Genomic DNA, 20,005 nt, shown 5'->3' on the forward strand with positions numbered 1-20,005 from the left:
GGTTTATTGGGCGCTGGCCACCGGCGCTACCAGGGGGGTAATCCGGCGGATGGCGACGCGGCGGTTCTCGCGGTTGGGTCCCGACGTGTTGACCTTGAGATACTCCTCGCCATAGCCCTGCGTCGTCAGGTTCTCCGGCGGGATGCCAAAGGCGTTGGTCAAGGCTTCGGCGACCGCCTCGGCGCGGCGGTCGGACAGAGCAAGGTTCGCTTCCGGTGTGCCGACAGCGTCGGTATGGCCCTCGATCAGGAAGCTCTCGGCCGGGTTTTTCTTCAGCAGCTTGTCCATGGCGTTGGCAACACCCTCCAGCTTCTGGACCTCGGTGTCGGAAATCGAGGCCGAACCGAATTCGAAGTTGAGCGTGTCGAGGTCGATGCGGCGGGCGATGTCGCGCACGCGGGCCGAGCGCTTGACCTCGTCGATCGAATAGAGGCGCTGGACCCTCTCGACCGGCGGCCGTTCGAGGAAGGTGTAGTAGTCGTCCGGATCCTCGACCTCTTCGGAATCCAGAATGTACTCCTCTTGCGGGATGGTAAGGCGCATCGGCGGCAGGTCGTCGCCCGGGTCGCGCCAGTCTGCATCATCGTCATAGTTCCGCTCGTCGACATAGCTCAGCACATATTCACGGCCGTCGGACGCGATGCGTGAACGCTGGATGACGTCGCCGTAGCGGTTGCGGATGGTGACGATCCGGACACCATTGTCGCGCTCGACGATTTCCCGGGTGCGATCGCCGGACAGGTCCTCATAATAGACATTCCTGGCGCCGCGGTGCATGCGCGGGGCATCGCTGCTTTCGACGAACGTCTGGTTGTTGAACTGTAGGATGACGCGGTCGCCGAATTCCCTGACGACGTTGGTGCCCTGGGGGCGCGGACGGCGGCGAACATCCTCGATGTCCGGCGCACGCTCGACACGCTTGCCCTTTTCCTCGGTCACCGGAACGATCTTTTCAGGCTTGATCGCCTGCTGGGCCGCCTTGTCGTCGGTAGGTGGCGGTCCCTCCTCGACCGGAGCCGGCTTCGGGGCTTCCACCTGGTTCTCGCCCTGCTGGGCGGGCTGGTTGCCCTGCTGCTTACCGGCATTTTGGCCGCGCTCCTTGCCACCCTTGCGCTTGCGCAAGACATCCTTCTGGCTGTCCAGAACAGGTGCCTCGTTCGGATTGGCCTGGGCTTCACCCTGGACCGGATTTTCACCCTGGACAGGCGCGGCCTGGCCAGTCGAAGGCTGTTCGCCGGTCGAGGGCTGTTGCTCTCCTGTCACCGGCTGTTCGCCGACAGGCCTCTTGCCACGTTTCTTGATCTTGTCCTGGGGCTGTTCGCCCTGGACGGGAGCGGCCTGCTGCTCGGTCGGAGCCGGTTGGGCCTGTGGGGTCGCTTCCTTATTGGTCGGCGCCGGCTGGCCTTCCGCCTCCGTGGCGGGTCCGGTCAATTCAGCAGGCTTCTTGCGCTTGCCCGGCTTTTGTCCGGGCTCGACAGTCGGAGCCTGTTCTGCCGGGGCAGCCTCGATCTGCTGGTTCTGTTTTTGCTTCTTCTTGCGCGGATTGACGTCGGGCTGGTTGTCGTTTGCCGGCGCTGCCTGCTCGGCCGGTTGTTCCGATGGGGCCGCTTCGATCTGCTGCCGATTGCGCCGCTTCTTGCGGGGTTGCTCGGTCTCGGCCGGAGCGATCTGCTCGGCCGGAGCGGATTCTGTTTGCTGCTGCTGATTGCGCCGCTTCTTGCGGGGTTGCTCGGACTCGGCTGGAGCGATCTGCTCGGCCGGAGCGGATTCTGTTTGCTGCTGCTGATTGCGCCGCTTCTTGCGGGGTTGCTCAGACTCGGCCGGAGCGATCTGCTCGGCCGGAGCGGATTCTGTTTGCTGCTGCTGATTGCGCCGCTTCTTGCGGGGTTGCTCGGACTCGGCTGGAGCCGCCTGCTCGGCCGGAGCGGATTCCGTTTGCTGCTGCTGGTCGCGCTTCTTCTTTCTGGGCTGCTCTGCCTGCTGGCTTTGCGCGCAGGCCTCCGCCGACTCGCCCTCGGCGCAACTCGATTGCACTGGGATGAGCGGCGCTGCGGTACGTTGCACGGGGCTGAATGCGGCATTGCCTTGCAGCGGGAACGCGCCTAACGGCGCGGACGCCATCAACAGGCCAAGCGCCGTGCCTGCCAGAATCCATGGTTGGCGTTTCATCATAAACACTCCTTGTGGCGTCCCATCCCTGCCCAAACTTTCAGCAACCATGTTTGGTTCCTGTTTGTAGGTTCTAGCTGTGGCACAGGGCGATTGACCGGCGTTTTGAAGGCGACTTCATGTCATTCGTATGGTCCTGGCGTATGTTCCGGCGTATGGTCCCGGCGTATCGTTCGGACGAGGGTGCACGGTTGCCGTGCTTGACCTTGAAGCGTCCGAGGGCCACATGCCGACGATGGAAAAGCCGTTCTGGAAGACCAAGACGCTCGAGGCGATGACCCCGGCCGAGTGGGAATCACTCTGCGACGGTTGTGGCAAATGCTGCCTGTCCAAACTCGAAGACGAGGACACCGGAGAGATCTACTGGACCAGCGTCGGCTGCCGGCTATTCGACGCTGGAAGCTGCCGCTGCTCCGACTATGCCAACCGGCTGGCGCGTGTTCCGGATTGCGTCGGGCTGACGCCGCAGAATGTGCGCACCATCAGCTGGCTGCCCAAGACCTGCGCTTACCGGCTGGTCGCCGAGGGCCGCGACCTCTATTGGTGGCACAGGCTGGTGTCTGGAAGCGACGAGACCGTGCACGAGGCCGGCATCTCGATGCGCGGCCGGGTCAGCGCCAGCGAGACCGACCTTGCCGAGCCGGACGACTATTTCGACCATATGCTCGCGGACGAGCCTTAGGATTCCTGCGGTAACGAAGACCGGGAACCATGGCAAAAGGGTACGTTCCCCATCTGCCCTGCATAGAACGGTTCCAGAAACGGAGAGACTAACGGCTGGCCCATTCTTGCCGCATGAACGGGGGATGAATGGCCGGTTCGCAAAAAATTCAGACAGACGGGTGCATTCTCCTCCCATCGGTTCGACGAAAACGTGTGGAAACCCTCAACAAGGAGAGAAGACAATGTTCAACACCATCAAGACGGCGGCTCTTTCGGCTCTTGTCGGCCTTGGCACGCTTGCTGCCATCCCCGCTCATGCTGACAGCATCTATCTCGGCTTCGGCAACAACCAGGATCCGCGCGTCGGCGTCTATACCGGCGACGAAGATGATGGTTACTATCGCGAACACCGCCGTCATGGCGGCTGGCGCCGGTCCTGTTCGCCGGAGCGTGCCATCGACAAGGCCGAACGCATGGGCCTGCACCGCGCCCGCATCATCGACATCAACCGCCGCACGGTCAAGGTCGCCGGCCGCCAGTATGGCGACCGCGTCGTGATCGTATTCGCCAACGAGCGCGGCTGTCCGATCATCTATCGCTAAGGTCTTCGGGCCTGCGGCCGGCTGACTTGCAGCCGGTAGAGTAGCGGAGCCCTTTCCGCCAGGACGGAAGGGCGCGGCTCAAAAAACCCCGGAGGATCGATCCTCCGGGGTTTTTCATGCTGCAAGCGATGATCATTTCAATTCGAAAGTCAACGTCACCTGTGCGGTATAGGAATTTTCGCCGGCTTGCACCGGGACCGACGCACCGGCGGCATCGAACGCCTTGGCGTTGATCGGCATCGGCGGTGGTGCGAAATTCTGGTCGGTGATTTCCAGGACCCGGCCGATGCCGACGCCGGCCGCTTCGGCCAGCGTCTTGGCCTTGGCCATGGCATTGGCGACGGCCTTCTTGCGCGCCTCGGTGACGGCTGCCGCCGGATCGTCGTTGGAGAAGGAGATGCCGCCGCCCTGGTTGACGCCGAGCGACACCGCCTTGTCGAGAATGTCGCCGATCTTGTCGATGTCGCGGATGCGCACCGACAGCGTGTTGGTCACCTGGTAGGCGACAAGCTCGGCCTCCTGGCTGCCGTCGGGCTTATTGGTGTAGTTATAGCGCGGATTGATCTGGATGCCCGCGGTCTGCAGGTCGCGCTCCTTGATGCCGGACGATTTCATTGCAGCGATCACCGCGGCCATGGCGTCGTTATTGGCGTCGAGCGCTGCACGTGCCGTCTTGGCTTCGCGCATGACGCTGAGCGTCAGCAGAGCCAGATCGGGTGCTATCGCCGCCTCGCCTTCACCGGTGACGACGATACGCGGCGGCGGTGGCGAATCGGCGGCGGCCGCGATCGCCGGAAATGCGATTGCTGCGGCAATCGCCAGGGGCAAAATACGTCTGGTCATGAAATCTCCTCGATCTGGGATCCCAAGACAGCCGAGTGTTGGCCGGCGTCCAATGGGCGACGTGCAATAGGTTATCAATATGGGCTGATTTGGGCGATCTCTGCCAGCCCCCTTGGAACGCCTGCTCGGAAAGCCCTCGGAAAGCCTTGTGCGGTTCAGGGAAAAACACTAATCCAGCGCCGTGGGGCCTGTAGCTCAATGGTTAGAGCCGGCGGCTCATAACCGCTTGGTTGGGGGTTCGAGTCCCTCCGGGCCCACCATTGGCTTTTGTGGCCGTTGATTTAATTGGATTTTTTGGCCATTTTTGTCCCACCTCTTTCAACCCCCTCAGAAAGTGGGACAATTTTGTTCTCTTTTCGATCGATAACCAGCAGGTATTTCGCCGCTCTCGCTACCTTCCGGCGACGCGCTTTCTTGATGTAGTGGTCGGGCTGCTGGTACGTAGTCCACCCATATATCGCCTTCAGCTGCTCGTGCGTCGCGCCGTTCTCAGCGGCGATCGTCGCGCCGGCCTTGCGAATTCCATGAGCACTGCAGTGCGGCAGCTCAGCTTGATCACACCACTGGCGCATCTTGTTGCCCAGACCGTTCTCCGAGAACGGGCGACCATACTCATTGACCAGGAAGGTCATCTGGTCGGAGGGCGTGTGCTCAAGTTCCGCCTCTAGTTCGGGCAGAAGCGGGAGCTCCACCAACACCGCATCCTTGTTACGACTGGTCTTCCCAGGCTTAATTCTGATCCACTTCTCCCACTGCTCGGTCTCCTCGTTGTAGACGAGCGTGATGTGCTGTCGACCGAAGATCGCGACGTCGGACAACCGCAGGCCAGTAAACATGAAGATCGAGAGCGCACGTCTGGCTGCGGTACCCAGCGGATGCCGCTTCTCATATTGAACGATCTCCGACACGTCCCATGGGTGCCAGCCGTCGCCGCTCTTTAGCCGTCTGATGCCGCGGGCGGGATTGGAGTCGACGCCCGGAATCTCTGTGTCCTTTGCCCACTCAAACATCGCGCTGATGGCTTTTACGATATTGTTTGCCGCGCCAAGGGCGTCGAGCCTGGTGTCCCTGATCTCCTTAACATGAGACCGTTTCATACCGGCGAATGGCAGAGATCCCTTGGTGGGATACTGAGGATCCGGGTCACCTTCGAGGGGATGAGGTAATTCGCATACGCGCTCCAGAATTGCTCGTCGGCGCGCCATAGTGTCTTGGGTGATTTCCGTGCCGCCCCGACGGTAATACTCCTGGCAAAGCCACAGCAACGTGCCTTTCTTCGCTGGCTCGGAAGGCTTGGGGAGGCGCCGGCAAATCTCGGGAAGAGTGCCGGGCCGAACATAAGTGACCTCGGCGCGCGCGCACCGCAGTTCCTCGAGGAACTCGTCGCTGCCGGTCGGTTCACGGAGCCGGACCTTCTTCCGACCCGGTGCGCGAAAATAGTACCGATCATTGCCGTGGCGATCAGTGTCCTTCACTACGCCCTTAAGATCGATTTTCACGGGCTCATCCGTCATGTTCGTGGTTTTCGATCCCAAGGATTGTCTAGTGGCGGCGAATCTTCGTCAAGCTTTGGTGCTCCTCCGATTTGGCGGTGAGGGAGCTTTCGAAAGGCCAATACAAGTTCCTCGACGTCCCAAACAATGCGCCCCTTGCTCGGCATTCGTGGCTGGGGCATCCGGCCGTCCTGGACCATTTCATCAAAGGTCGTTGAGCTTACGCCGATGAACGTCGCAGCCTGCTCGCGATTGATTCCTACCGGCGGGAGCGAGGGCGGCAAGACGCTCGGGGTGCGTAGCATCGGTTTAGCGCGTTGAAAGCGCGTTTTTGACGCCTGCCTGTCTTCCTATGTACCCGTCCGAATATTGCAGACGCTCAATCATGTCCTAGCCCTGTGCTTGCAGGCTCACCCTAGGTCTCCAGACCTCAGGATCGCTCAAGACACCGGACTCTTTTCCAGCCTTTGTGTACGATGATGGGTATCTTAATGCGCTCGAGGCCAAGAACTGAATGGTCGGCGCCTTGGAAGGGCAAAATGACCGTGGAACCACGAATCTGAGTCAGAGGCGGAATCCAACTGAGGAAAGTATGGCTGTGTTTTCAGACGGTTATGACTCTCATGCATGCGTAACAACCAACAAGAATACCAACAAAATGTTTCTGTGGTTACTTTCATTCCTCATGGAATGCGCGACTGATTTGGTCCGACAGCGGCTTCACAAAATAAGAAAGCGCCGTACGCTCGCCCGTCTGGATCATCGCTTCGGCCGGCATGCCGGGCACGAGCGTCAGGTCCTTGAGCTTCGTCAGTTCCGCATGCGGAACCGACAGACGCACCAGGTAATACGAAACGCCGTTTTTTTCGTCCGTCGCCAGATCGGCTGCGATCCGGCTGACATATCCGTTCAATACCGGCGTGGTCCTCAGATTGAAGGCTGACATCCGCAGCACGGCCTTGTGACCAAGCTGGATTTGGTCGATGTCCTTCGGGGTGATTCGTGCTTCAAGCGCAAGATCGTCGCCTTCCGGCACGATTAGCATAATCGGATCGGCGGGCGTGATCACTCCTCCGACCGTATGAACTGCGAGTTGTTGAATGGCGCCTGACTGCGGCGCGACAATATCGATCCGTCGCAGTTCCTGTTCAGCCGCCACCTTGCGCTCAACATACTCCCCAACCTGCGCCTGAACCTCTCTGAGCTCCTGGCCGACTTCCATCTTGAAATCCGGATCGATCTGCAGGATCTGCAGGCGCGTTTCGGCTATGCGGGCTGCCGTCTGTGCCTGATGTGCAATCTTCTCACCGCGTTCGCCGCCGAAAGTGGCAACCTGCGTCTTCAGACTGTTCAAGCGTTGGTCCGAGACAATGCCTTGGTCGCGCAGCCCACTCAGGGCAGCAATTTCCTTTTGGAGGATCTCGGTGCTTTTCTCAGAAGCGATTGCCTGCGCCTTGAGCCCCTCGATCTCGTGCTCATATTGAGTGATGCGTTCCGCTAGCTGCGCCTGCCTTCCGTCGCGGGATTGTCTGCGGAATTCGAACAGCCGCGTCTCGCCATGTACTGCCGAAGCTACGTCCGGAACATCTCTGCGGGCGAGCAGCCAGTCCGGGAAGGCGATCTCCGCCAGATCGTCACGCTCAGCTTCGAGTCGTGCCAGGTTGGCGGCCAGCTCATCGAGCCGCTTGGTGACTACAGCGAGAGTGGCGCGCGTCTGGGTGGCGTCGAGCCGCATGAGGATGTCGCCGGCTTTTACTTTATCACCTTCGCTCACCAGGATTTCTCCCACCACCCCGCCGGTCGGGTGCTGCACCTTCTTCACATAGGAATCGACGACAAAGTGTCCGGACGCGACAACCGCGCCGGAGAGATTCGTGAAGGCCGCCCAGGCTCCGGCTCCTCCCACAAAGATCACGCTCGCCAGCAGGCCCGCCACCAGGTGCCGGCGAATGGACCTGGAAACGTCATTGTTCTGATGAATGCCGGACACCGGGATCCTCCATGTCAGCGCGCTCGTTATCCTGTGTAGACTCGATGGCCTTGACCCCAGCGCCTGATGCCATCGCTGCCCCCTTAAGGACTTTGGAAAGCGCCTCATCACGCGCACCGAATGCTCGCTGCCGTCCACCTTCCATCACCAACACCAAATCCACGGCGCGGATGGCGCTCGGCCGATGGGCAACGACAACCGCAATGCCCTTGCGCTCGCGCACGGAGGCGATCGCCTTGACAACCGCAGCCTCGCCTTCCGCATCGAGATTGGCATTGGGTTCATCCAGCACAACAAGGAAAGGGTCTCGATAAAGAGCACGGGCAAGACCGATACGCTGGCGCTGCCCGGCGGAAAGTGCCGATCCGGCCTCACCAATCGGAGTTTCGTAGCCGTGCTCAAATCGGAGGATCAGTTCGTGCGTGCCCGCTGCTTTCGCCGCGGTGACAATAGCCTCAGGGTCAGGATTATCTTCAAAACGAGCGATGTTTTCGGCAATGGTGCCGTCGAATAGTTCAACACCTTGCGGCAAATAGCCGATATGACGGCCTAGCGCTTCCCGGTCCCATTGATCGAGGCTTGCGCTGTCGATGCGAACCTTTCCGGCGACCGGCGCCCATGCGCCGACGATGGCGCGCGAGAGTGTCGACTTGCCCGAACCCGATGCACCGATGATCCCGAGTGCGCTTCCCGCCTGAACGGCAAACGCAAGGCCGGTCACGGTCGGCTTCCTTTCGCCGGGCGGAACGATTGTCACGCCTTCGAGGCGGAGTTCGCGTTCAGGTGCAGGCATTGGCATAACAGGAGCGGTTTCAGGAACCTTTCCCAAGAGGTCCTCCAGCCGCGCCCAACCCTGGCGCGCCATGAGGAAGGGTTTCCAGCTTGAAATGGCCAGATCGACCGGAGCCAGCGCACGCCCCATCGTGATCGAACTGGCAATCATGACCCCGGCCGTAGTCTCCTGCCTGATGACAAGGTACGCGCCGACGGCAAGAATGGCCGATTGCAGCAGCACGCGCAGCGACTTTGAAATGCCACCCAGCCCACCTGCCACGTCCCCGACTTTCCGGTTGGCGGCCAGATACTTGGCATTGGCCTTGTGCCATCGGGCAGCGATCCGCTTTGCGAGACCGAGAGCTTGCACGACCTCGGCATTGCGGCGCGCTGCTTCCAGTAGACCATTGCGTACCATGTTGTGGTCAATGGTATCGCGTATCGGCCCTTGCGAGAGAGTGTTGGTAAGGAGTGTCAGAGATGTGAGACCGATCGCCCCGATAAGTGCCGTCATGCCGATCCAGAAATGAAAGAGGAAGCAAATGCCAAGATAAAGCAGCATCCATGGCAGATCGAAGAACGCTGTCGGGCCGTTTCCACCTAAGAATCCGCGAACATTGTCGAGATCGCGTAGCGGCTGCAAGCCGTCGCCCGGCATGCGCGTTAAAAGCGGAAGGCGAACGATCGCATCGTGAACGCGTCCGGAAAACTGTTCATCGAAACGCTCGCCAATCCGCAGCAGCACGCGCGCGCGCAAAATGTCGAGCAGGCACTGGAACGCATAAAGCCCTGTAGCAAGCACGACGAGCCCCACTAGCGTCGATACGCTGCCACTTGCCAGAACGCGGTCGTAGACCTGAAGCATGAACACCGGCGAGATCAGCGCAAGCACGTTCACCACGCCGCTGATCAACAGAATTCCCCAAATAGCGGAAGTCAGAGGGAAAGGTCTCAAAGCTGAATCCTTCAAGGAATGGTTACTCACGTAGGTCTCCGTGAGGATCTGGCGACCCAGCTCCCTATATTGCTCCCCGAGCGGCGACCGACTGCATCCGCTCGCTGATTCAGGATCAGTGCTCCCGCCGAATATGTTTGGTTTGGCATCTAATGGAGCGGGTCAACAACAACACCGTCCGGCTGAAGGTTTGGAAGGGCAACGTCATCGTGGCCGGCCGCAAGGGCCCGAACAGGCTTCCGCCTCCACGCCTTCAGGGAGATTTCGGTGTACGACCAGCGCGACGTGCAGGGCTTCGTCAAGCTGTACACGCTGCGACTGCTCCCGGGCGCCCCGGCCCATCGCAAGTAGCGGAAACGGAAAGCGCCCGCCCAGGGGGGCGGGGCGCTGTTCCGTATGGGTTTTCTGGATCAAACGAAGGTGAAGTCCGACGCGGTCAGGCCTAGGTCGGCCACGGTGACCACACCGCCCAGGTGGACGAACTCATGCGCGCTGTTGTCGGCGGTGACATAGGCCAGAGTTGCGACTCTGTCGGTGTAGCTGCTTTGGTAGACAATGATGTCGCCGGCGTGCTCGCCGGAGATCGCACTCGCGGCTTCAGAAGCAGAGTTGAAAGATTCGCCAGTGATCACCACGACGTGTTCGCCGTTCGCACCCGAGGCCGCACCACTGTAGAAGCTGCTCACCGGGTAGCCGGACTGTATGCTGGCGTTGTTGACGAAGTTCGCGCCAAAACCGTCGTTGTAGAGGCCCACCGCATCGAAGGCGAACTTGTCCTCCGCCGGGTTGAAATCGGTGATAGTGGAAATGTCCGGCTTCGACCCGACACTCGGGACGACCCCAGGCACCGGATTGTGGAACTGGAACACGAACGTGTCACTGTCGGTGCCCCCGGTCAACGTGTCCTGGCCGTCACCCACGTAGACGACATCCTGGCCGGGACCGCCGCTGAGCCTGTCATTGTCCTCACCGGAGATGCGCGCGTTGAAGCGGCCGTTGTCGCCGGAGAGATCGTCCCAGCCATCTCCGCCGAAGATGCGGTCGTTACCCTCGCCGCCGAGGGCTCGGTCACTGCCCGCGCCAGCCGAGATCTCGTCGTTGCCGCCACGACCGTCAATCCAGTCATTGCCCCCGAAACCCTCCATCCAATCTTCAAGCTTGGTGCCGAGGAGTGTTTCGGAACCCGGGCCACCCTCGATAATGTTTGCCATCGAAAATACTCCTAATGATGCACCCTGCCTGACGCGTTTCATATTCCTCATCGGATAATTAGAGAAATCGATTGCTTGGATAGACACACATTTACGAAATGGATGCACTCACGTTCACTTCCTTCTGCTGAGCAGTTGCGGGCTCGCAGGCGGCGGGGACGCTGGTCGCCGATGCAATCGATGAAGATTCGACACTCAAACCGGGACTAGACTAGGACGAACTTCGTAACGGGGCCGTCCTGGTTGGGCCCCAAACTTCTCTCTGTTTGCTCGACGCCGGCATACCCGCACCGTGAGCGCTGGACGAGGACAAGTTCCGCTGGCGGAGAACGGCGTGATCGGCTTGCCGCGCCGAAACTGATGGCGCTCGTCGAAGACATGGACTGGACGCGCGTTCGAGCCGAACGGCGACGGCGTCCGGCCGGAAGGCGGTGGCGAAGTGACTCAGGCGCAAAAGGCGGGCTTCAGGCCGTGTAAAACAAGCTCCTGTCGGCGTCATGACGAGAAGCGCTTCGGCCCGTCCCCACGAAATCGATCCGCTCAAGGCGATGTTCGTCGCCATGGCGGCGGAGAAGGCCGAACTGCAACAACTCCGGAGCGAAACACTCAAGGCCGAGATCGTCCGGATGGCGACACTCAACGAGCGTGCCCAGGAGAGGATCGCCGACCTTCATGGGATCGTCAAGCAGCTGGAGCGCGCCGCTTCGGTCGCAGCTCCGAGAAGCTCGAACGTGCCCAGCAGGCCTTCGCCTTCGAAATCCAGACCGGGCTCGGCGCGATTGAGTCCGAGCTCGAGGCCGCAAGACCGACAGGCGAGCCGCGACGTGCTGCGCGACCGCGCAAGGCGTTCCCGGCGCATCTGGAGCGGGTCGAGATCGTCATCCAGCCCGAGCCATGGGGGAAGAAGCGCTCCCGCAGCCAATCGTCCAGTCCGTCAAACGCGGTCGGCCGCACAGGCTTGCGAAACGGAACAGTCCCGCCCTCGCTTAGATACCGAGGCACCGTGTTGCGAGCGCACCCGAATTCGTTCGCCCGTCGGTTCCCCAGCCAAGCTCATGCAGCGGCAGCATCGCTGCCACCTCTTCAGGCTGAAGGATCTGCTCTCCCTGCATCGTTCTCGACAATGCAGGAATCGCCCAATCCCAATCGCCATCCATGCCTCCTCTCATAACCGAGGGGTCGTCGGCCGACAACTGAGACGTCCGGTGCTCTTAGGCGGGGTAATCATACGAGATGCCTCCTGCAACATCATTTCCCGCATCCATAGGCTTGCCGGATCATTATTGTGAAGCGCAGGCCATTGGACGGCCTCCGTGAATGCGGCAGGAAGTGGCGGCGGAAGTTCGACAATCCGCAGGGGTGTTAATTTTGCGAAATGCTGCGCCAGCCGTAAGGGCATTGTCCCGATGCGGTTGGTGCCTGATAGAAGGGGCGGGATCATGCTAAAGCCCTGTACGACGACCTCGATACGTCTCTCGAAACCGTTCTCGAGCAAATACCATTCCTCGATGGAGGGCTGCCGGGTGTCCCCGAATTTAAGCACAACCTGCCCCATCGACAAGTATCGGTCGAATGTAAGTGGCTCTGACAGCTGCTTGTTCGTGCCGCAGCCTACGCATACGAGTATATCTTCGAACAGGGCTGCGCGAGGATGTTTCGACATGAACACTTCCGGCATAATCAGAAAATCAACGTCGCCGCGCCGGAGAAGCTCCTCGGGGTCGTCGGAAATAAGCAGACATTCGAAGCGGACGGCGGGAGCTTCCCGCGCAGCACGCTTTACGATCTTCTTAAAAAATACGAGCGTGAGGTAATCGGAAAGGATGATGCGGAAGCGACGATCCGATCGGGCCGGGTTAAAGGCGTCCCAGGAAATAATCGACAGCTGGATGTGCAGCAATGCCTCCCGGACTGCTGTGGCGAGCCCCTCCGCGCGCGGTGTCAAAATGAGTTCGCGGCCGTTCATCGTAAATAGCTCATCGCTGAAATAGGCGCGTAACCGACCGACGGCGGCGCTCATGGCCGGCTGACTCAGGTTAATACTGCGGGCCGCGGCGGTGACTTTACGCTCCCTGATCAAAGCGTCCAGCACAACCAGGAGATTTAGATCGAGTCCCTTAAAACGCATGTATTGACCTATCCGACGCGTGGATGGGTATCGCCCAAAGAATCAATTTTACGAATGGTGAGTAGCGTCAACGCATCAGCCGACGACGAAATAGAGCAACCGATAGGAAGAACGGCAAAACCGTGTATATGCAAAGCGCGCCGATATGCAGGCCCATGCTGCCGGCCGGACGGCCAAGCATCGCCGGACGAATGAGGTCAATTGCATGTGCGAGCGGCAACAAGGAGGCGACGTCCTGAAAAGCGCCGGGCAATTGGTTGACCGGAAACATCGCGCCGCAAAGGAACAGCATGGGTGTTATAACAAGCGTGTTATAAAATATGAAATATTCATAACTGGGCGCAAGCGCCGTGACGACCATCGCTAGACTCGCGAAGGCGAGGCCACTGAGAGCGATGACTGGCAGCAAGCAGAGGATGGATGGCCACGATGTGTAGCCGAGCGTGGTGGCAACAATAGTGATTGCTGTGCCCGCCATCAGGGCCTTGGTGGCTGCCCACGCCAATTCGCCGAGTAAGATATCGCCGAGCGTCAGCTGAGTGCATAGCATTCCTTCCCAGGTGCGCTGGTTGTCCATGCGGCCAAAACTCCCGTAAACCGTTTCAGCGGTCGCCGATGCCATCGCGCTTGTGGCAACCATGCCAGCCGCGAGAAACGCAATGTACGAAGTGCCCTCAACAGGACCTATCATTGTTCCGATGCCAAAGCCGAGACCGAACAGATAGATCATCGGATCGGCGAGGTTGCCGAGAACCGATGCAAGCCCGATTTTCTTCCATCCAAGATAGTTGCGGCGCCAAACCGCGACCCAATTCCACGCATTGGCGGGCATGGCCGCCGCATAACGTTCGCCCATTGTTCAGTCCTCCATCTCGCGCCCGGTTAGCCGCAAGAACACATCCTCGAGATTGGGGGGACGCTGCAGAAGGCGCAGACCCGCGCGCCCGCGTAGCTGCACCAGCACCTGCTCCGGATCGGGTGCATAGCAAAAAAGCGTCTCACCGCTCACCTCGATGCGCTGTGCGTACGGCCGGATCAGCGCACCCAGTTCATGCGGATTGCCGCCGTAGACCTCGACCACGTCACAGCCGATCTGCTCGTCAATGAGTGCGGACGGGCGGCCTTCGGCGATCTTGCGCCCCTCCTCCATAACGCACAGCCGATCGCACAGCCGCTCGGCCTCTTCCATGAAATGGGTAGTCAAAAGAATAGTCTTGCCCCGCGCCAGCAGCGATCGCAGCCGTTCCCAGATCAGGTGGCGGGCCTGCGGATCGAGGCCGGTGGTCGGCTCGTCCATCACCAGCAAGTGCGGGTCATTGATCAGCGCACGCGCGAGCGTCAGGCGCCGCTTCATGCCGCCGGACAGTTCGGCGACGCGCGCATCCGCTTTGTTCTCGAGGCGGGCGAACTCAAGCAGCGACGGTATGACCGCTTCGATCTGGCGTCTGCTCATCCGGAAGTAGCGCCCGAACACCAACAGGTTCTCGCGTACAGTGAACGCGGTATCAAGATTGTCGAACTGCGGGACCACGCCGATGCGCATACGTGCCAAACGCGCGCGCGCCGGCACTGGAGCGCCGAGCACAGTAATCTTCCCCGCATCAGGCGATGTCATGCCGAGGACCATACGCGCAATCGTGCTTTTGCCCGCGCCGTTCGGTCCCAAGAGCCCGAAGCATTCCCCCGCCGTAACGCGGAACGACAGTCTGTCGACAACGAGCTTGTCATAAGTTTTGCTTACGTCAGTAAGATCGATCGTTACCGTGGACATGGGTTCATTTTACCGAGAGCGTCGCCACGACTGGCGGTTGCTGTTGCCTGCCGGACCTGAAACTGTGACTCGTCTTCGCCATCCCAGCCGTCGATAACGAACTGATCGACATCACAAGGATTTAGCCCCTGTTCCGCCAAAGCGGCGACAATTGCGTCGAGATTATCGATGGTTTGGTAACGCGGATTGTTGTGCCGCTTTTCCTGCTCTACGCAGAAGACGAGCCGTCCATCCTCGACAAGGGCGATCGCCCCATCATGGGTCAGCTTGGTACCACAGATGCGCATAGTGTCTCCACGTTAACGGCGATAGATTCGATTCATCAGGAAGTGGAAAGCGGGTTCCGGAAACGGACGAGCAAGCAGTCTTCGTTGACCGACTCGCCCCGACACTCAAGACGCTCTACCTCGATCAACGTTTCGTTCAGCATGGCGATGACCGGCTCAGCACCAGCGGCGTGACCCCAGCGACGGCAATTAGCATCCCTTGCCGATCCGAAGATCAGATGCCCGCCTGGCGCAAGCACCCGCACCAGGTTTTTGACGGCCACGCGCATCTCGGCTATGTCTTCGAGGTAGTATAGGACCTCCGCCACAACGATCAGGTCAAACAACTCGTCGGTCGAAAACTGTTGAACATCGGAGACTATCCAGTTGATGCGCGGCGGCTTCTTTATCCGTTGACGTGCTCGAGCTATCGCTTGCGCCACGACATCGATGACGGTGAGCCCTTGGCAGTAGGGGGCTAGTTTTTCCGTGAATGCGCCAGCAGCGCACCCGACTTCGAGGGCATTTGTAATGGAGCCTTGGGCAAGCGCCAGCTGGAGCATTTGCGTGTGGCGCTCCCGCTCGAACGGATTGCCGTCGAGGCGCCACGGATCGTCTGCGGCCAATTCCCGATCGAGCAACTGATGATTCATGTTCTGGGTCAAACTCGTCCACCTCTCGTCCACCTAGGTAATTAGCGATCACTCGTCGCCGCAAATGTTGCCCGACAGCGCTAATCCCGAAGAATCCCGCGCAAGATTGAGCCTGCGAAGCGGAGCCGCATGCGGTGAGAATTCTGCCCTGCTTGATCCAGTGATCGGAGTTTGGGTGGGGGCCTGTTTTCCCCCAGTGTTCGATGTAGCGACAGCAGAGCTTCGCGACAGCCAATCGCTATTGCTCAATGTACACAGCGCGTAGGCCTTCAAGGGAAGTAAGAGAAAGATGTTGATGAACGTGTGCAGGGAAAAGCCCAGAAATCGAAACTGTCGAGCGCGAAATGCTACCACGCTGCATCGGACCATGGTCATGGACACAATCATCAGGCCCGTCCACCAAGGCACAGTGCCTGTCAGTGCGAAATGTGCGAGGCCCGTTAGTACCGATAGGGCGAGGAGTAGCGCGCCGAGATTCTGTCCGACCACGTCCAACGTGAGATAGCTATTGAGGCCGGGCAGCAAGCGCAGCCCAAGCAGCGTGTCCCGGAATGTGCTTCGTGCCCAACGGAGTTGTTGGCGCAGATACGGTCCGAGCCTGTTCGGAACGACTGTGGCCGCGATGGCGCTCGGAACGTACTCGGTTCGAAAGCCTGCTTTCAGCATGAGGATAGTGAGATGGCGATCCTCACCGAAGTCGCTTGGCTTGCCCCGAAAAAATTGCGACTCGTACTGGTCCAGTAACAAAAGGAGCGCAGACCGGCGGTACATGGCACATGGGCCGCAACAGCACATAACGGCACCGAAGCGAGCCTGTGCCGCGCGCTCCTCGTTGCAAGCCAGCCAGTACTCCATGTCTATCAGCCTGGTCAGCCAGCTCTCGCTCCGGTTACTGGCCGTCAACTGACCCATGACTGCGCCGACCGCTGGATCTCGCATCTTCGGTACAAGCTTGGTAATGACGTCGGACGCGAGTATCGTGTCTGAATCAACGTTAAGCACCAAATCCCCGGATGAGCGGCGTATCGCGGCGATCTGTGCCTTGCGCTTTCCAACATTCTCGGGAAGCAAAATGATGTCGAACCTAGGGTCGCGCGCGTAGGTTTCGTGGACAGTTCCTACGGCTTCGCGATTTCCAGAACCGTCATCAACCACATAGACCCGAAGTCTTCCGGCGTATTCTTGGTCTGCAATGGAAGCCAGGCACTCTGAAAGCGTGCGCGGATCCTCGTTGAAGCAGGGGACGATGACATCCACGCTGGGCAGTTGATCGGAGCCGACGAGATCCTCCAACGCCGATGAGTCGTTTGTCGGCAGAGCATAAATCCCCTGCATGCTCTTATAAGTAGTCGAGAGCAGTGCATAAAGCGAAATGGCCACAGTGCTGGTTGTACCAAGAAGAGTCATGGGATCTCGTTTGTTCAGTGATGTTGAGGAAGTGAGCGGATTACAAATCCGCGCTCATGAAGTGCTGGAATCAGACGGGACAGCGCCGTGACCGTCTGGTCGCGCAGACCGGCGTGAGCGCCCTGGCTCAACTCGCCGGGAGGGCATCCGTCGTGCAAGAGTACGATTGCGCCCGGCCGGACAGAGGCGAGCACGGTATCGATAATCGCGTCGACCCCAGGGCGAGACCAATCTCGAGGGTCGACGGACCAATGGAGGGCCGTCAGCCCGGCGATCTGTGACGCTGTGAAGACTTCTTCGCTCCAGGCGCCGTAGGGCGCGCGAATATAGCGCACCGAGGCCTGAGGGCACGCCCTCATGATGGCGCCGTTCGCTTCAAAGATCTCACGTTGCACTTCGCCGAAGCCGCATTTGTACGGATCCGGATGAGTCATCGTGTGGTTGCCTAGCTCGTGCCCTTCTGCAAACATTCGTTGGATTAGATCCGGGTGCTCTAAGGCGTAGGCGCCGATGACGAAGAAAGTCGCCGGCACCCGCTGCTCTGCCAACACATCCAGAATCTCCGGTGTGAAAAGTGGATTGGGACCGTCGTCGAACGTCAGATAAACGCTGCGACGGCCGGTGCCGTCAGAGCACTCACGGCGCACTTCGTATAAGCAATCGGGACGGCTCATAGCTCTGGTCCGTTCCGATCGATCATCGCGCCGGTGGGCCATTCGCTGATCGGTCGTCCAACTGGCAGAACAATGACGAGTGCGTCATCGATGCGTGTGGGCGGCAGGTCAAGGCGCGCCTCTGGTCGGGTGGAGCGCACGCGAATTCCCGACAAAACAGCCAAAGGGCTGTATCGCCGCCCGAACCTCTCAACATGATTCCGCAGCGCGTCCCGGACGGTTCCGAAAGCGAATGGAACGCCAAGCTCCTGCAGTGTTGGAAGCATGACATGGATTGAATGGGCGATTCCGAGGCCCTCAAGATCCGGACGTACCCCGTACAGGCCCAGCTCAGCCACCAATAGATCGACCGCGTCAACCTTGACGAAACGGCGCAGTATGCCCATATGGGCCGCTACACCGCTCGAATCATAGGCGATTACGCGGAGTTCAGGCCTGGCTCCGGCCCAGCTTCGACTACCTTCGAACGGTTCTGCGTTGCACGCCCCAGTCGGCCCATAGGTATTTCGAAAGAACTTGGCGAGCTCGACATGGTCGGAGAGCTGCAACTCATTTTCCCAGCACAACTTCCACTGCACCTGCGAGCGCATTCAGGATCTCTCTTTCTTATTGGTTTCTTGCGGGCCGCATTACCCGGCCAAAGCGGCGGCGTTGTTTGACTGCACTCAACCGTTGTCGTTAGCGAAGGTGAGCCAGCCGGTCGGGCTCGCAAATGAGCTCTCTCGATGTTCCCGCCCGTGTTGCGGCGCCGTCGATTTGAGCTTGACGTCGGTCATTTACGTTCCTCTAATGCATGGTTCGTAAATTCGTAAAATTGATTGTTTAGATGATACCCATCCACACGCTGGATAGATCAGGACATGCGTTTTAAGGGGCTGGATCTAAATCTCCTCGTTGTGCTGGACGCTCTGATCAGGGAACGTAAAGTCACCGCGGCGGCCCGGAGTATTAACCTGAGCCAGCCGGCCATGAGCGCCGCCGTCGCTCGGTTACGCGCCTATTTCAGCGATGAGCTATTTGCGATGAACGGCCGCGAGCTCATTTTGACACCGCGCGCGGAGGGGCTCGCCCCAGCAGTCCGGGACGCATTGCTGCACATCCAGCTATCGATTATTTCCTGGGACGCCTTTAACCCAGCCCAATCGGATCGTCTCTTCCGAATCATGCTTTCCGATTACCTCACGCTCGTATTTTTTAAGAAGATCGTAGAGCGTGCTGCGCGGGAAGCTCCCGCCGTCCGCTTCGAATGTCTGCCTATTTCCGACGACCCCGAGGAGCTTCTCCGGCGCGGCGACGTTCATTTTCTGATTATGCCGGAAGTGTTCATGTCGAAACATCCTCGCGCAGCCCTGTTCGAAGATATGCTCGTATGCGTAGGCTGCGGCACGAACAAGCAGCTGTCAGAGCCACTTACATTCGAGCGATACTTGTCCATGGGGCATGTTGTGCTCAGATTCAGGCACACCCGGCAGCCCACCATGGAGGAATGGTATTTGCTCGAGCACGGTTTCGAGAGACGTATCGAGGTCGTCGTACAGGGCTTTAGCATGATCCCGCCCGTTGTATCAGGCACCAACCGCATCGGGACCATGCCCTTACGGCTGGCGCAGCATTTCGCAAAAACAACACCCCTGCGGATTGTCGGACTTCCGCCGCCACTTCCTCATCCCGCATTCACGGAGGCCGTCCAATGGCCTGCGCTTCACAATACTGATCCGGCAAGCCTGTGGATGCGGGAAATGATGTTGCAGGAGGCATCTCGCCTGGCGCCTTTGCTTGAAACTATTGAGCGTCTCGGGCACGCCGGATCCGACCTTGCCGTTGTTGGTACCGAATTGAATGCCGCCTCCGATTTCGCGTGCGAAGTCCCAGAAGAGATTTAGCCCCACTTAAACACCGGCTGTAAGAATAATGTCATTAATCAGCATGTTAGGCGCGCGCCGGCGCGTGTTACCACTACCTTTTTGGGGGTGATCTCAGGCGAGTTGTTTGTCGAGCTGTGTCGCAGAGCGATGCCAGCTGCCTTCAAGACGTTGCCCACTTTTGCCGTGACGTGGTGGTGACGACGCGACCATCCTTTTCGATGGTGGCTCCTGGAGGCGGTCGCGGAGGAGCGGTTGCCATTCGGGGCAGAGCGGCGCAGTTCCTTGCTGAGTACGAGGGCCAGGAACGAGCAGAACACATGCCCGGTTGGTGCTGAGTTGACTGCCGCCTCCGATTTCGCGTGCGAAGTCCCAGAAGATGTTTAGCCCCACTCAAATGCCAACTTTGCCGGCCTTGCCGCGGCTTTTCACGCGCGGCCAGGCGAGGAGATGGCGGTCGACGAGGTCGATCCCAATGGACTGTGCCGGCCTCGCTCGGCTACTGGCGTGAGGCATCCTTGACGACACCGCCCTGCACCGACAA

The 20,005-nt window shown here is 59.7% G+C and carries 18 protein-coding genes, 1 tRNA gene and 4 pseudogenes; 6 read left to right on the forward strand and 17 right to left on the reverse strand.

Translation table 11 applies throughout. The annotated features are described in order from the left end of the window. Positions 1 to 3: 3 nt before the first annotated feature. Positions 4 to 1,431: an OmpA family protein gene (locus tag NKI25_RS22330; protein ID WP_352999393.1), complete on the reverse strand. Its 1,428-nt coding sequence runs from the start codon at positions 1,429 to 1,431 to the stop codon at positions 4 to 6. Between the two features lie 30 nt (positions 1,432 to 1,461). Between NKI25_RS22330 and NKI25_RS22335 the strand changes: the two genes are divergently transcribed. From NKI25_RS22335 to NKI25_RS22345, 3 genes are all read left to right on the forward strand, one after another. Beyond that, a complete protein-coding gene (locus tag NKI25_RS22335; RefSeq protein ID WP_352999395.1) occupies positions 1,462 to 2,106 on the forward strand; it encodes a hypothetical protein in 645 nt (214 codons plus the stop codon). 298 nt (positions 2,107 to 2,404) lie between these two features. Continuing rightward, a complete protein-coding gene (locus NKI25_RS22340; protein WP_023678278.1) occupies positions 2,405 to 2,851 on the forward strand; it encodes a YcgN family cysteine cluster protein in 447 nt (148 codons plus the stop codon). Between the two features lie 223 nt (positions 2,852 to 3,074). Next, positions 3,075 to 3,434, forward strand: coding sequence for a hypothetical protein (locus NKI25_RS22345; protein WP_023678277.1), 360 nt, complete (start codon positions 3,075 to 3,077; stop codon positions 3,432 to 3,434). A gap of 132 nt (positions 3,435 to 3,566) precedes the next feature. Here NKI25_RS22345 and NKI25_RS22350 read toward each other — a convergent pair whose 3' ends face one another. Next, positions 3,567 to 4,277 (reverse strand): SIMPL domain-containing protein, encoded by a 711-nt coding sequence (locus NKI25_RS22350; protein WP_352999396.1) that lies wholly within the window; start codon positions 4,275 to 4,277, stop codon positions 3,567 to 3,569. Between the two features lie 184 nt (positions 4,278 to 4,461). Here NKI25_RS22350 and NKI25_RS22355 point away from each other — a divergent pair. Then, positions 4,462 to 4,537 (forward strand) — tRNA-Ile (locus tag NKI25_RS22355). A 21-nt stretch (positions 4,538 to 4,558) separates the two neighbouring features. Here the strand turns inward: NKI25_RS22355 and NKI25_RS22360 are convergent. The 5 genes from NKI25_RS22360 to NKI25_RS22380 all read right to left on the reverse strand — a co-directional run bounded on the left by NKI25_RS22360 (position 4,559) and on the right by NKI25_RS22380 (position 11,374). Continuing rightward, positions 4,559 to 5,776, reverse strand: a complete 1,218-nt coding sequence (locus NKI25_RS22360; RefSeq protein ID WP_352457555.1) for a tyrosine-type recombinase/integrase — start codon at positions 5,774 to 5,776, stop codon at positions 4,559 to 4,561. Between the two features lie 670 nt (positions 5,777 to 6,446). Further along, positions 6,447 to 7,760, reverse strand: coding sequence for an HlyD family type I secretion periplasmic adaptor subunit (locus NKI25_RS22365; RefSeq protein WP_352999398.1), 1,314 nt, complete (start codon positions 7,758 to 7,760; stop codon positions 6,447 to 6,449). Next, positions 7,735 to 9,504 (reverse strand): type I secretion system permease/ATPase, encoded by a 1,770-nt coding sequence (locus NKI25_RS22370; protein WP_352826080.1) that lies wholly within the window; start codon positions 9,502 to 9,504, stop codon positions 7,735 to 7,737. Before NKI25_RS22370 ends, NKI25_RS22365 begins: the two co-directional genes overlap by 26 nt. Positions 9,505 to 9,899: 395 nt before the next feature. Further along, positions 9,900 to 10,700, reverse strand: coding sequence for a calcium-binding protein (locus NKI25_RS22375; RefSeq protein ID WP_023678272.1), 801 nt, complete (start codon positions 10,698 to 10,700; stop codon positions 9,900 to 9,902). 464 nt (positions 10,701 to 11,164) lie between these two features. After that, positions 11,165 to 11,374 carry a hypothetical protein gene (locus tag NKI25_RS22380; RefSeq protein WP_023678271.1) on the reverse strand — a complete coding sequence of 70 codons (210 nt, stop codon included), beginning with the start codon at positions 11,372 to 11,374 and terminating at the stop codon, positions 11,165 to 11,167. Positions 11,375 to 11,454: 80 nt separating this feature from the next. Here NKI25_RS22380 and NKI25_RS22385 point away from each other — a divergent pair. Further along, positions 11,455 to 11,517 (forward strand): annotated as a pseudogene (locus NKI25_RS22385) (hypothetical protein); the annotation flags it as partial. Between the two features lie 77 nt (positions 11,518 to 11,594). Here NKI25_RS22385 and NKI25_RS22390 read toward each other — a convergent pair. The 9 genes and pseudogenes from NKI25_RS22390 to NKI25_RS22430 form a co-directional block, all read right to left on the reverse strand. Further along, positions 11,595 to 11,857 (reverse strand): annotated as a pseudogene (locus tag NKI25_RS22390) (hypothetical protein); the annotation flags it as partial. Positions 11,858 to 11,865: 8 nt separating this feature from the next. Beyond that, positions 11,866 to 12,828, reverse strand: a complete 963-nt coding sequence (locus tag NKI25_RS22395; protein WP_023678269.1) for a LysR family transcriptional regulator — start codon at positions 12,826 to 12,828, stop codon at positions 11,866 to 11,868. A 67-nt stretch (positions 12,829 to 12,895) separates the two neighbouring features. Next, positions 12,896 to 13,684, reverse strand: a complete 789-nt coding sequence (locus NKI25_RS22400) for an ABC transporter permease (RefSeq protein WP_352450738.1) — start codon at positions 13,682 to 13,684, stop codon at positions 12,896 to 12,898. 3 nt (positions 13,685 to 13,687) lie between these two features. Continuing rightward, positions 13,688 to 14,599, reverse strand: a complete 912-nt coding sequence (nodI, locus tag NKI25_RS22405) for a nodulation factor ABC transporter ATP-binding protein NodI (RefSeq protein WP_352466668.1) — start codon at positions 14,597 to 14,599, stop codon at positions 13,688 to 13,690. A 38-nt stretch (positions 14,600 to 14,637) separates the two neighbouring features. Continuing rightward, positions 14,638 to 14,886, reverse strand: a pseudogene (locus NKI25_RS22410) (carbamoyltransferase N-terminal domain-containing protein); the annotation flags it as partial. 35 nt (positions 14,887 to 14,921) lie between these two features. Continuing rightward, positions 14,922 to 15,518, reverse strand: a complete 597-nt coding sequence (gene nodS, locus NKI25_RS22415; RefSeq protein WP_352623592.1) for a nodulation methyltransferase NodS — start codon at positions 15,516 to 15,518, stop codon at positions 14,922 to 14,924. 48 nt (positions 15,519 to 15,566) lie between these two features. Next, complete coding sequence (gene nodC / locus NKI25_RS22420; RefSeq protein ID WP_352725763.1) at positions 15,567 to 16,925, reverse strand: chitooligosaccharide synthase NodC; 1,359 nt, start codon at positions 16,923 to 16,925, stop codon at positions 15,567 to 15,569. 14 nt (positions 16,926 to 16,939) lie between these two features. Continuing rightward, positions 16,940 to 17,599, reverse strand: coding sequence for a chitooligosaccharide deacetylase NodB (nodB, locus tag NKI25_RS22425; RefSeq protein WP_023678263.1), 660 nt, complete (start codon positions 17,597 to 17,599; stop codon positions 16,940 to 16,942). Continuing rightward, a complete protein-coding gene (locus tag NKI25_RS22430) occupies positions 17,596 to 18,189 on the reverse strand; it encodes a NodA family N-acyltransferase (protein WP_023678262.1) in 594 nt (197 codons plus the stop codon). The genes nodB and NKI25_RS22430 overlap by 4 nt, the downstream gene beginning before the upstream one ends. Positions 18,190 to 18,459: 270 nt before the next feature. On the opposite strand from NKI25_RS22430, the gene NKI25_RS22435 reads away from it, so the two are divergent. Next, positions 18,460 to 19,482, forward strand: coding sequence for a LysR family transcriptional regulator (locus NKI25_RS22435; protein ID WP_023678261.1), 1,023 nt, complete (start codon positions 18,460 to 18,462; stop codon positions 19,480 to 19,482). Between the two features lie 93 nt (positions 19,483 to 19,575). On the opposite strand, the pseudogene NKI25_RS36485 reads toward NKI25_RS22435, so the two are convergent. Further along, positions 19,576 to 19,820 (reverse strand): annotated as a pseudogene (locus NKI25_RS36485) (IS1634 family transposase); the annotation flags it as partial. Positions 19,821 to 20,005: the final 185 nt, after the last annotated feature.

The organism is Mesorhizobium sp. M0808, assembly GCF_040320025.1.
Classification (GTDB): Bacteria; Pseudomonadota; Alphaproteobacteria; order Rhizobiales; family Rhizobiaceae; genus Mesorhizobium.